Origin of the sequence: Segnochrobactrum spirostomi (genome assembly GCF_009600605.1) — a bacterium.
GTDB classification, from domain to species: domain Bacteria; phylum Pseudomonadota; class Alphaproteobacteria; order Rhizobiales; family Segnochrobactraceae; genus Segnochrobactrum; species Segnochrobactrum spirostomi.
The window spans coordinates 4,103,619-4,115,683 of sequence record NZ_VWNA01000001.1 but is presented as its reverse complement, the minus strand read 5'-3'; the positions used below and the strand labels follow the sequence as shown (position 1 = coordinate 4,115,683).

Here is a 12,065-nt window from a genome sequence, read left to right as displayed (position 1 = left end):
GCCCGATGCCGGTGATCGAAAAGGCTGAGCCCTTCCCGTTCTCTTTCGTGCCCGCGCGCACCGCGATCGTGATGATCGACATGCAGCGGGATTTTCTCGAGCCCGGCGGCTTCGGCGCCACTTTGGGCAACGACGTCTCCCGCCTCGCCCCGGCAGTCGATCCGGCCGCCCGCCTCCTCGCTCTCGGCCGGGCGAACGGTCTCGTGATCGTCCACACCCGCGAATGCCACGCCCCGGACCTCTCCGATTGCCCGCCGGCGAAGCGCGACCGCGGCGCGCCGGCGCTGCGCATCGGCGACGAGGGGCCGATGGGGCGCATCCTGGTGCGCGGCGCGGCGGGCGTCGAGATCATCCCCGCGCTCGCCCCCCAGCCCGGCGAGATCGTCGTCGACAAGCCCGGCAAGGGCGCGTTCTACGGCACGGGTCTCGCCGACATCCTCGCGGCGCGCGGCATCACCGCGCTCCTGATCGGCGGCGTCACCACGGAGGTGTGCGTGCAGACGACGATGCGCGAGGCGAACGACCGCGGCTACGAATGCCTGCTCGTCGAGGACGCGACCGAAAGCTATTTTCCCGACTTCAAGGCGGCGACGCTCGCCATGGTCCGCGCCCAGGGCGGGATCGTCGGCTGGACGGCGCCCGTCGCTTCGATCGAAGCCGCTTTCGCGAAGGCCGACGCATGACGACGACCGCAACCCTCTCCCCCGGCCCCCTCGCCTTCGCCGACCTTCTCGCCGGCGGCTGGAAGACGCTCGCCTTCGGCCCGTTCCGGCCCGGGCTCACCATCCACCGGCTCTATCAGGTGGAGGACGGCCCCGGCGCAGCGGTGCTCCATTATGAGCCCGGTGCCGCCGCCCCGCCCCACGAACATCTCGGCTACGAGCACATCTTCGTCCTCGAAGGCTCGCAGGAGGACGAACACGGCCATTATCCGGCGGGTTCGGTCGTCATCAACCCGCCCGGCAGCCGGCATTCCGTCACGAGCGCCGAGGGCTGCGTCGTGCTGATCGTCTGGGAGAAGCCGATCCGGATTCTGTGAGGTGGCAGGGTCGTCTCATCGGCGTGGCGGTGCCCTTCTCCCCGGAACCGGGGAGAAGGGCACGGCGGCGCGGATCGAACCACAGCCATAGCCCTTCAGTGCGGACGGGTCTGCCTCGGCCGTCAGGTGCCCGATTTCGCCCCAGCTTTCGCCGCTGTCGCCCCACCTGTTCCGGACGTGGCAGTGCCGGAGGTGGCCGTGCCCGGCGTGGCGGCGGCAGAGGTCGTCGAGGCACTGCCAGCCGTCCCCGTCCCCGCGTTGCCGGCCTGGTCGGTCCAATCCGGCGGCAGGCCGAGGCGGTCGCCGACGAAGTTCGCCACGAAATTACGTTGACCATATTGATCGCATATCGGCGACGACTTGTGGCCGATCAGTGTCGGCAGCTTGACGCCGGCCGACACCGGGTCCGTGCCGCTCGTCACCATCTCACTGAAATCGTTGCCGAAATCGTCGGCAAGCGCGTACGCGTCGCCGACATCCGACATGCGCCCGCCGTTGGTGAACATGTCCGCCCCGCGCGACCAGACGAGGACGGCGACGCGCTTGCCGGTGGGATCGCGCGCCTCCGCCTGAACGGCGAGCCCGCCGAGGCCGATCGGCAGCCGCGGCACGAACGGCACCGGCGTCAACGCCGAGGTCGCGATCGACACCGCCTTGGAGGCGCCGGCCGCGGCGCCCTCGGTGGTGCCGACATAGGTGATCTCGGTCTCGACGGTGAGATCGGCCGGGCTCGTCATCGGCACCACCTGATAGCCTTGCGCGAGCCCGTCGCAGATGCGCCGGCCGATGGCGTTCTCGAGGAGGCGCCGGTCCTTCTCGTTCAACGGCTTCTTGCTGGCGTTCGCGGCGATGGTGACGGGCTCGATGCGCACCGTCTTGGCCGCCTCGACCGCCTTCTTGTCGACGCGCACCAGCATCTTGGCGCGCAGGCCGTTCTTCTGGACGAGCCCCTTCTCCTGGGCGAGATCGCCGCCGGGGGCGAGCGGCGCGCTGGCGCACCCCGCGAGCGCCACGGATGCCACCATCACCGCCGCCGCGCCGCGCGCGCCTCGCCCGAATCCACCCACGTACCGCTCCAAAATAAAACTTGCCTGTATCAAACTGATACGAAGCCTGAGCGCGGCCCCGTCGTCAAGCTTACGCAGGAGCCCTCGATACGGTTCACTTGAGGATGCAGGTCACGCCGCTTTCGCCCACAGGGCGTCCATCTCGGCGCGCAGGGCCTCGAAGGTGCCGGCGTCGATGGCGGCGCGGATGTCGCGCATCAGCCGCTGATAATAGGAAATGTTGTTCCAGGTTAGCAGCATGGCGCCGAGCGCCTCGCCGGTCTTGATGAGGTGGTGGAGGTAGGCGCGGCTGTAGTCGCGGGCGGCCGGGCAATCGCTCTCGGGATCGAGCGGCGCCGGATCGTCGGCGTGCTTGGCGTTCTTGAGGTTGATCTTGCCGAAGCGGGTATAGGCGAGGCCGTGGCGGCCGGCGCGGGTCGGCATCACGCAATCGAACATGTCGATGCCGCGGGCGACGGATTCCACGATGTCGTGGGGCGTGCCCACCCCCATCAGATAACGCTGCTTCTCTTGCGGCAGCACCGGCAGCGTCTCGTCGAGCACCGCGAGCATCACCGCCTGGGGCTCGCCGACCGCGAGGCCGCCGATCGAATAGCCCTCGAACGGCATGCGGGCGAGCTCGGCCGCGGATTCGATGCGGAGCCGGATATCGTCGCCGCCCTGGACGATGCCGTGCAGCGCCTGCCCCTTGGCCGGCCCGCCGAGCTCCTCGAAGCGGCGGCGCGAGCGCTCGGCCCAGCGCAGCGAGAGCCGCATGCCGCGCTCGATCTCCTCGCGCGAGGCCGGCAGGCGCACGCACTCGTCGAACTGCATCTGGATGTCGGAGCCGAGCAGGCCCTGGATCTCGACGGAGCGCTCGGGCGTCAGCATGTGGCGCGAGCCGTCGAGATGGCTGCGGAAGGCGACGCCTTCCTCGGTGAGGGAGCGCAGCGCGGCGAGCGACATCACCTGGAAGCCGCCGGAATCGGTCAGGATCGTCTTCGGCCAGCGCATGAAGACATGGAGGCCGCCGAGCCGGGCGACGCGCTCCGCGGTCGGGCGCAGCATCAGGTGATAGACGTTGCCGAGCACGACCTCGGCGCCGGTCTGCGCCACGTCCTCCGGAAACATCGCCTTGACGGTGCCCTGGGTGCCGACGGGCATGAAGGCGGGGGTTTCGACGGTGCCGTGGGCGGTGAAGAGCCGCCCGCGGCGCGCGGCGCCGTCGCGGGCGAGAAGCTGAAAGGCGAAGGGGGTCATCGATCCGGTCCGAACCGGGCGATCCTGCCCGGCGGGGCTGTCATAGCATTGGAACGGGCGGGGTGGGATGGGGGCATAAGGGCCAGAGGGAACTCAAATGACGCATATTGCATCACGTCGTACGAAAGTTTATGATGCCTTTGTCATACATTCGAAGGCGGCGTCGCATGGCCAAAATGCCCCAGCATAAACGACCCCTGGAGCTTCTCTGTCGTTCTCATGACCCTAAGGTGCTGCTGGGCTTCTTTCGGGCTCTAGAAGAGGAGATGGTGGCAGCCACCGCTGATGCAGCGCGTGTGGTACCCGAAGCCAGCGTCCCGTCCGCAAAGCAGGCGCGGGGTGTTTTGCGTCGCCATTACATCGAACGCGCCGCCCGCAACGCAGCCGCTCGGACAGGCATCGAGATCGGAACCGGATGGAATAGCCTCCGTAACTGGAGTTTTCCTACAATTCTGCTGGGAGCATTCACTCTCGCAATCGGAATAGTATCACGCCCTAACCTCACCGCCCCTCAGCGGCTGAGGACGCGATCGGCCTATGTGGCAAAGCTATGCAGCCGCAATGAGCCACTGAACCCGCAACTGAGTCTGTTTGATGAACCGGTCGCCAACCTAACAACGCTGATCCCTGACGGCGCGTTCGGCGCTATGATCGTTTCAGAGCACAGCAATAACTCACCAGATATCCCAACTTATTTGGGAGTATGGATCCCCTCGAAAGACTTGCGAAATAAGTACCACTCGTACTCATTTGAAGAGATTTTCACCTATCTTCGGGATAACATCACGACCCTGAAGCGTCCGACGAGAAAGGCTCCGGTTCGAAAGCTACCCAAGCTTCGAAAAAAGCCGTCGACGGACGCAAAGTAGAAACTATTGAATAGTGAAGTGCGTAAAATAAAGTAGTGGGGTGACTGCCATGCCTACGGGCGTTGAAGGCTTCGTGCCTGCGCGGCTGCGCATGGCTCGCGCGGCGCGCGCGTTGCTACAAAGGGAACTGGCCGTCCTTGTAGATCGATCGGACGGGACCGTATCCAAATGGGAAAGCGGCGATCAGGCCCCAGAGCCGTCTGTAATTCACACACTCTCAACGGTGTTGGAGGTTGATTCGGGCTGGTTCTTTAAGCCAGCCGACAGGGCGTCCGGCGCATCATTTTTTCGATCTCTGAAGTCAGCGCTTGGCCGCATGCGTGACAAAGCAGAGGCGAAGCTAGACTTCATAGAGTCAATTTTTGATGCCATATCAATGTACATTGATCTTCCAGATGTAGATATCCCTGACATAATCGGCGGCAGAGACTTTCGAACTCTGAGAGGATCAGATGTAGAGCATTGCGCGAGGCTATTGCGAGAGCACTGGTCACTTAATGAAGAGCCCATTGATGATTTGCTGCTTGTCATCGAAAATGCGGGAGTAATAGTCGGCCACGATGAGCTTGGCTCCGAGAAACTCGACGGCGTGTCGCGGTGGAGCAATGGCAGGCCGTACATGCTCCTCGCCCGAGATAAGAATGTCGGAGTCCGTCGTCGTTTCGATGCCGCACACGAACTGGGGCATATTGTGCTCCACAAGCATGTCACTCCGGACGAATTGTATGCCCACTTCAACTTAATTGAAGAGCAAGCAATGTTGTTCGCCGGGGCTTTCTTATTGCCAGATGCAAGCTTCGGCGACGATGTGCGCTCTCTTTCGCTCGATGCCCTTCTTGGTATAAAATTAAAGTGGAAGGTTTCCGTCGCAGCGATGATTAAGCGCCTATCTGCAATGGAACGAGTCTCCGCAGATTACGAGCGCAAGCTTTGGCAATATTATAGCTATCGGCGGTGGCGTGGCTTTGAACCTCTTGATGACGTCATCGAAGTCGAGCAACCCCATAATTTGGCAGCTTCCATTAATATCGCTTTGTCGGAGGGAGGCATCTCAAGAAGTGAACTTTTCAGAAATATAAATCTTCGTCCGAAAGATATTTCCAACCTCACTGGCATTTCGGAGAGTTTACTCACCCCTTCCAATGTTAATTTAATTCGCCTACATCCCGTTGTTAAATCAAATATCGCTCCCTCGCAGGAGGCAAAGGTGATCAACATTAGTGACAGGGGCAAGCGCCTATAAGAACCCTCCGTGGCGCTTAGGAAAGCTTCTGAGCTTACCGTGTTCTATTTTTACCCCTCCAGCGCCGCCGGGTCGGCGGCCTTGAGGGAGACGGACTCGCCGCAGCCGCAGGCGGAGACTTCGTTCGGGTTCTCGAACACGAAGGTCGCCGAGAGCTTGGTGGTGCGGAAGTCCATCCGGCTGCCGAGCAGAAACAAGACCGCCGCGGACGCCACGAAGACCCGGGCGCCGTTGTCCTCGATCACCTCGTCGCCCGGCTCCGGGGCGGCGACGACGTCCATGGTGTAGGACATCCCCGCGCAGCCGCCGTTGCGCACGCCGACGCGCAGGCCGCCCTCGGGCTGCTCCTTGGCGCTCAGGATCTCGCGGACGCGCTCCGCGGCGGCTTCGGTGAGCGTGATCACGGAAAGCCGGCGACGCGGACGGGCGGCGGTCTTCTCCGGCGCGGTCGAAATCGTCATCGCAACACGTCCTCTTCTGACGCGGCCGGCCACCCGGCCGCCCCGCCTCGCAACATCGTACCGCAGGATCGGCCGCAAGCCGTCCCGCACGTTCTCGCCACCGGCGCCGCCTGCCGCTGGAGATCGCCCGGACAAGCCGGGCGATGACGCGGTGGGCTCGACGCCCCGCCCCCTTAGGGGCGATGGCCGCGTACCACGACCGTGCCGCCCCTGGGTTGCCGGCACAAGGCCGGCAATGACCACTGCGGGCGGGGAAGCAAGACGGCGCCGGACTTCACGGCATGCCCCTCGACCGCTCGCCTCGCCCCTTGCTGGACGGCGACGCCGCCTCGCTCGATCCCTCTCCGTCGTCATCCCCCGGCTCGTCCGGGGGATCCAGCCACACGCACCGCGCCCTCCGCCCGAGATCGCCCGGACAAGCCGGGCGATGACGCGGAGAGTGGGGAGCCGGACCGCCGACCGCTGCGGCGTCACCCTCACCCGCAAAGCTCAGCCGTCCGTGGCAACCCTACCACGCCACCGAACCCCCGCGAATGCCTCTCAATACCAGTTCAGCGCGACCTTCGCCTCTTCGGACATGCGGCTCGGGTCCCAGGGCGGATCGAACACCATCTTGACCTCGACGTCGCCGACGCCGTCAACCGAGCCGACCGCGTTCTGCACCCAGCCCGGCATCTCGCCGGCGACCGGGCAGCCCGGCGCGGTCAGCGTCATGTCGATCTTCACCGAGCGGTCGTCCTCGATATCGACCTTGTAGATCAGGCCGAGCTCGTAGATGTCCGCCGGGATCTCGGGGTCGTAGACCGTCTTGAGCGCGGCGATGATGTCGTCGGTCAGCCGCTCGACCTCCTCGGGCGGCAAAGCGGACGTGCGCGGCGCAGCCTCGCCGTCGCCCGCCAGGGCGGCCTCCGCCGCAGGCGCGGTCCCGCCGTCGGGCGCGACGGCCGCGGCGAGCGGGCGTGCGTCGGTCTCGGGCGCGTCTGGCTCGGGCGCGTGGACGATCGGAGCCTCTTCCATGCTACTCACCCGTCACCTGAAGAAGCGGTGGGCCTTTTCGATCGCCTCGGCGAGGCGATCGACCTCCTCCACCGTGTTGTAGAGCGCGAAGGAGGCGCGGCAGGTCGCCGTCACCCCGAAGCGCTCCAACAGCGGAATGGCGCAGTGCGTGCCGGCACGGACCGCGACGCCCTCGCGGTCGAGCACGGTCGCGACATCGTGGGCGTGAGCGCCCTCGATCGTGAACGACACGATCGCGCCCTTGCCCGGCGCCTGCCCGTAGATGCGCACGAAGTTCAGCTTCGACAAGCGCTCGTGGGCATAATCGCGCAGCCGCTCCTCGTGGGCGAGCAGGGCGGCGCGGTCGAAGCTTTCGAGATATTCGATCGCCGCGCCGAGCCCGATCGCCTCGGCGATCGCGGGCGTGCCGGCTTCGAACTTGAACGGCGGGTCGCCGTAGGTGACGACCTCGCGGCTGACGGTCGCGATCATTTCGCCGCCGCCCTGATAAGGCGGCATCGCCTCGAGATGGCGGCGCTTGGCGTAGAGCACGCCGATGCCGGTCGGCCCATAGAGCTTGTGGCCGGTGAAGACGTAGAAATCGACGTCGAGGGCGCGCACGTCGATCGGCAGGTGGACCGCGCCCTGGCTGCCGTCGATCAGCACCGGCACGCCGTGAGCATGGGCGATACGGACCACCTCGGCAACCGGCGTGACCGTGCCGGTGACGTTCGACATGTGGGTCAGCGCGACCATCTTTGTGCGCGGGCCGATCAGGGCCTCGAAGGCGGCGAGGTCGAAGCTGCCGTCGTCGCCGACCGGCGCCCACTTGATCACCGCACCGCGGCGCTCACGGTGGAAGTGCCAGGGCACGATGTTCGAATGGTGCTCCATGTCGGAGATGACGATCTCGTCGCCCTCCCCGATCACCATGCCGCCGAAGCTCGACGCGACCAGGTTGATCGCCTCGGTCGCCGAGCGGGTGAACACGATCTCCTCGGTGGAGCCGGCGCCGAGGAAGCGGCGCACCGCCTCGCGGGCGTGTTCGTAGGCGTCCGTCGCGGCATTCGAGAGGAAATGCAGGCCGCGGTGGACGTTGGCATATTCCTCCGTGTAGGCGCGCATCATCCGGTCGAGCATGGCGCGCGGCTTCTGGGCCGAGGCGCCGTTGTCGAGATAGACGAGCGGCTTGCCGTAGACCTCGCGGGCGAGGATCGGGAAATCCTCGCGCACGCTCGCGACGTCGAACGGACGGACGGTACGGGGCTCGGCGCTCACGGGCGCGTTCATGCGGCGACCTCCGCCCCGCGGGCCGCGAGCCGGGCGCGCAGGCGCTCGGCGAGGGCCTCGGCCAGCGCCTCGTCCGGGAAGGCGACCAGGGCCTCGGCGAGGAAGGCCTCGACGAGCAGCGCCTCCGCCTCGCGCCGCGGCAGGCCGCGGGAGCGCAGATAGAACACCGCCTGCGGATCGAGCCGGCCGGAGGTGGCGCCGTGGGCGCACTGGACGTCGTCGGCGAAGATCTCGAGCTCGGGCTTGTTGATCGATTCCGCCCCCTCGCCGATGACGAGGGCTTGGGTCATCATCCGCCCGTCGGTGCGCTGGGCCTGGGGCGCGACGTTGATGCGGCCCTGGACGATCGAACGCGCCTCGTCGTCGATGACGGCGCGGAAGCGCTCGCGGCTGACGCAGTCCGGCACCGCGTGGTTGACGACGAGCGTCGCGTCGGCCTGACGGCGTCCGTCGATCAGCGTCACGGTCTCGAAGCCGGCGCGGGCATGCGGCCCGGCGAAGGTGACGAAGCCCTGATGGCGCGACAGGCCGGCGCCGAACACCACGGAAAGGTGGTCGAATTCGGCGGCCTCGCCGAGGCGGACGACGAGCGAGCCGAGATGGAGGGACGAAAGCCCCTCCTCCTGGAGCCGCGCCCAGGCGACCTGTGCCCGCGGGCCGATGTCGAGCTCGACGACCGTGTTCGACTGCCGTTCGGCGGCTTCCGCGCCGGCATGCTGTTCGAAGAAACGCACGGTGGCGCCGCGGCCGATGGTGACGACGTGGCGGACGTGGGTCGAGGCCGGCGCGCTGCCGGTCGCGATGTGGACGATGGCGACGGTCTTGGCGATCGTCGCGTCCGGGGCGACGTGGATCACCGTGCCGTCGCCGAAGAAGGCGGTGTTGAGGGCGACGACCGGGTCCGCGGCGACGCCGTCGGCGAGATGGCCGACCGCCTGGGCATGGGGCGAATCCGCCAACAGGTCCGGCGCGAGCGGCGACACAGTCACGGCCCCGTCGAGGGTCGCGAGCCGGGACAGCGCCGGGCTGTAATGGCCATCGACGAAGACGATACGGTGGTCGAGCGCGGAGAGCCCAGCGAAGGCGCGGGCGAACGCGGTCTCGGCCTGCGCCGCGTCGGCCGGCGCGGCGGCAGGATGGAAGGCGCGGACCGCGGCCTTCAGGTCGGTGTAGCGATAGGCCTCGACCCGCCGGTTCGGCAGGCCGTCGCGGGCGAGCGCCGCGATGGCGGCCTCGCGGCGGCGGGTGATCGCCGCCGGTTCCTCGGCGACGCGCGCGGCGAAGCGGGATGCGATCTCGCTCTCGGCCGCCGTCACCACACGGCGCGGCTCGATGCTCATGGCGATCCCTCCGCTCACGCCGCCCGCCCGGCCGGCTCGCCGCCGACATATTCGGCATAGCCGCGGGCTTCGAGCTCGAGCGCGAGTTCGCGCCCGCCGGTCTTGACGATGCGGCCACCCGCGAGGACGTGGATCACGTCCGGCACGATGTAGTCGAGCAGGCGCTGATAATGGGTGATGACGAGCATCGCCCGGTCCGGCGCGCGCAGGGCGTTGACGCCGTCCGCGACGATGCGCAGGGCGTCGATGTCGAGGCCGGAATCGGTCTCGTCGAGCACCGCGAGGCGCGGCTCCAGCACCGCCATCTGAAGGATCTCGTTGCGCTTCTTCTCGCCGCCGGAGAACCCGACATTGACGCCGCGCTTCAGCATATCCTGAGAGATGCCAAGCTTTTCGGAGGCCGCCTTGACGCGCTTGATGAACTCGGCGGTGCTGAGCTCCGCCTCGCCGCGCGCCTTGCGCTGGGCGCCGAGCGCGGTCTTCAGGAACGTCATGTTGGAGACGCCCGGGATTTCGATCGGATATTGCAGGGCGAGGAAGATGCCGGCCGCCGCGCGCTCCTCGGGCGCGAGCGCGAGGATGTCCTGACCGTCGAGGAGGACGGTACCGTCCGTCACCTCGTAATCGTCGCGACCGGCGAGCACGTGGGAGAGCGTCGACTTGCCGGAGCCGTTCGGCCCCATGATGGCGTGCACCTCGCCCGCGGGCACGGTGAGATCGAGGCCTTTCAGGATCTCGCGGTCGTCCACGGAGGCGTGGAGGTTGCGGATCTCGAGCATGGTGTTGCGTCCTTGTCCTGATGTCGGGGCCGGGGCGCCGCGTCCTGCGAGAGGGGCGGCGCCGCGCCGGCCGCAAGAGTCTGCGATGAAGGGGCCGGAGACCGGCCCGGGGCGACGATCAGCCGACCGAGCCTTCGAGGCTCACGCCGATCAGCTTCTGAGCCTCGACGGCGAACTCCATCGGGAGCTGCTGGATCACGTCCTTGACGAAGCCGTTGACGATCAGCGCCACCGCCTCCTCGGCGGGAATGCCGCGGGAGCGGCAATAGAAGAGCTGGGCGTCGGAGATCTTCGACGTGGTCGCCTCGTGCTCGAACACCGCGCTCGGCGTCTTCGCCTCGATATAGGGGATCGTATGCGCGCCGCAGGCGTCGCCGATCAGCAGCGAGTCGCACTGGGTGTAGTTGCGCGCGTTGTCCGCCTTGCGGTTCGCCTGAACGAGGCCGCGATAGGTGTTGGACGATTTGCCGGCCGAGATACCCTTGGAGATGATGCGGCTCGACGTGTTCTTGCCGAGATGGATCATCTTGGTGCCGGAATCGATCTGCTGCCGGCCGTTGGACACCGCGATCGAATAGAACTCGCCGCGGGAATTGTCGCCGCGCAGGATGCAGCTCGGATATTTCCAGGTGATGGCCGAACCGGTCTCCACCTGGGTCCACGAGATCTTCGAGTTGCGGCCGCGGCAATCGCCCCGCTTGGTGACGAAGTTGTAGATGCCGCCACGGCCTTCCGGATCGCCCGGGTACCAATTCTGCACGGTCGAATATTTGATCTCGGCGTCGTCGAGGGCGACGAGTTCCACCACCGCGGCGTGGAGCTGGTTCTCGTCGCGCATCGGCGCGGTGCAGCCCTCGAGATAGGAGACGTAGGCGCCCTTCTCGGCGATGATCAGGGTGCGCTCGAACTGGCCGGTGTTGCGCTCGTTGATGCGGAAATAGGTCGACAGCTCCATCGGGCAGCGCACGCCCTCCGGCACATAGACGAACGAGCCGTCGGAGAAGACGGCCGAGTTCAGCGTCGCATAGAAATTGTCGGTCACCGGCACGACGGAACCGAGATATTTCCGCACCAGATTCGGGTGCTCGCGCAGCGCCTCGGAGATCGAGCAGAAGATGACGCCGGCCTTGGCGAGCTCGTCCTTGAAGGTCGTCACCACCGAGACGGAATCGAACACCGCATCGACCGCGACGCGGCTGCCCGCGCCCTCGACGCCGGCGAGGATCTCCCGCTCGCGCAGGGGAATGCCGAGCTTCTCGTAGGTCTTGAGCAGCTCCGGATCGACCTCGTCGAGGCTCTTCGGCCCGGCGGTCGATTTCGGCGAGGAATAATAATGCAGGTTCTGGAAGTCGATCGGCGGGTACTCGACGCGCGCCCAGGTCGGCTCGCTCATCGTCTGCCACCGGCGCAGCGCATCGAGGCGCCACTCCGTCATCCACTCCGGCTCGCCCTTCTTGGCCGAGATGATCCGGACGACCTCCTCGTCGAGGCCCTTTCGGATGGTCTCCGACTCGATGTCGGTGACGAACCCGTACTTGTATTGATCGACGTCGATCGCCCGCACGCGGTCGATCGTCTCCTGAACTGCCGGCATCGCTCTCTCCATCCACAGCGGTTTCAAGGACCGCGGGTGCAGAAGCCCTGAAAAACGGCGACCTCTCCGATCCGTCGCGATGCGCCCCGGTCGCTCGGGGGCGTTCCGCCTCTTCCTTGCGGCTTGCGCCGCGTCGTTCCGTCCGACG

The 12,065-nt window shown here is 66.5% G+C and carries 12 protein-coding genes; 4 read left to right on the top strand and 8 right to left on the bottom strand.

Annotation, left to right across the window (positions count from 1 at the left end; genetic code table 11):
* Nucleotides 1–5 precede the first annotated feature (5 nt).
* Both F0357_RS18535 and F0357_RS18530 read left to right on the top strand, forming a co-directional pair.
* Entirely contained in the window at nt 6–683 is a 678-nt protein-coding gene (locus F0357_RS18535; RefSeq protein WP_153485773.1) for a cysteine hydrolase family protein, read from the top strand.
* A complete protein-coding gene (locus F0357_RS18530) occupies nt 680–1,039 on the top strand; it encodes a cupin domain-containing protein (protein ID WP_153485769.1) in 360 nt (119 codons plus the stop codon). The genes F0357_RS18535 and F0357_RS18530 overlap by 4 nt, the downstream gene beginning before the upstream one ends.
* Nucleotides 1,040–1,161: 122 nt before the next feature.
* Here F0357_RS18530 and F0357_RS18525 read toward each other — a convergent pair whose 3' ends face one another.
* On the bottom strand, nt 1,162–2,064 hold the full coding sequence (locus F0357_RS18525) for a DUF3313 domain-containing protein (protein ID WP_153485766.1): 903 nt from the start codon (nt 2,062–2,064) through the stop codon (nt 1,162–1,164).
* Between the two features lie 153 nt (nt 2,065–2,217).
* Nucleotides 2,218–3,345, bottom strand: coding sequence for a tRNA guanosine(34) transglycosylase Tgt (gene tgt / locus F0357_RS18520; RefSeq protein ID WP_153485763.1), 1,128 nt, complete (start codon nt 3,343–3,345; stop codon nt 2,218–2,220).
* 167 nt (nt 3,346–3,512) lie between these two features.
* On the opposite strand from tgt, the gene F0357_RS18515 reads away from it, so the two are divergent.
* Together F0357_RS18515 and F0357_RS18510 are read left to right on the top strand one after the other, a co-directional pair.
* Nucleotides 3,513–4,214 (top strand): hypothetical protein, encoded by a 702-nt coding sequence (locus F0357_RS18515; protein ID WP_153485753.1) that lies wholly within the window; start codon nt 3,513–3,515, stop codon nt 4,212–4,214.
* 49 nt (nt 4,215–4,263) lie between these two features.
* Nucleotides 4,264–5,457: a helix-turn-helix domain-containing protein gene (locus tag F0357_RS18510; protein ID WP_153485750.1), complete on the top strand. Its 1,194-nt coding sequence runs from the start codon at nt 4,264–4,266 to the stop codon at nt 5,455–5,457.
* A 50-nt stretch (nt 5,458–5,507) separates the two neighbouring features.
* Here the strand turns inward: F0357_RS18510 and F0357_RS18505 are convergent, their stop codons facing one another.
* From F0357_RS18505 to sufB, 6 genes are all read right to left on the bottom strand, one after another.
* On the bottom strand, nt 5,508–5,918 hold the full coding sequence (locus F0357_RS18505) for a HesB/IscA family protein (protein ID WP_153485746.1): 411 nt from the start codon (nt 5,916–5,918) through the stop codon (nt 5,508–5,510).
* Nucleotides 5,919–6,458: 540 nt separating this feature from the next.
* Complete coding sequence (locus F0357_RS18500; protein ID WP_376767839.1) at nt 6,459–6,818, bottom strand: SUF system Fe-S cluster assembly protein; 360 nt, start codon at nt 6,816–6,818, stop codon at nt 6,459–6,461.
* A 129-nt stretch (nt 6,819–6,947) separates the two neighbouring features.
* Nucleotides 6,948–8,204, bottom strand: coding sequence for an aminotransferase class V-fold PLP-dependent enzyme (locus F0357_RS18495; RefSeq protein ID WP_153485734.1), 1,257 nt, complete (start codon nt 8,202–8,204; stop codon nt 6,948–6,950).
* The gene (sufD, locus tag F0357_RS18490) at nt 8,201–9,544 is read right to left on the bottom strand and encodes a Fe-S cluster assembly protein SufD (RefSeq protein ID WP_153485725.1); all 1,344 of its coding nucleotides are present in this window, start codon (nt 9,542–9,544) and stop codon (nt 8,201–8,203) included. Before sufD ends, F0357_RS18495 begins: the two co-directional genes overlap by 4 nt.
* Nucleotides 9,545–9,558: 14 nt before the next feature.
* Nucleotides 9,559–10,323 (bottom strand): Fe-S cluster assembly ATPase SufC, encoded by a 765-nt coding sequence (gene sufC, locus F0357_RS18485; RefSeq protein ID WP_153485716.1) that lies wholly within the window; start codon nt 10,321–10,323, stop codon nt 9,559–9,561.
* A gap of 118 nt (nt 10,324–10,441) precedes the next feature.
* Nucleotides 10,442–11,917, bottom strand: coding sequence for a Fe-S cluster assembly protein SufB (sufB, locus tag F0357_RS18480; RefSeq protein ID WP_153485712.1), 1,476 nt, complete (start codon nt 11,915–11,917; stop codon nt 10,442–10,444).
* Between the last annotated feature and the right edge of the window lie 148 nt (nt 11,918–12,065).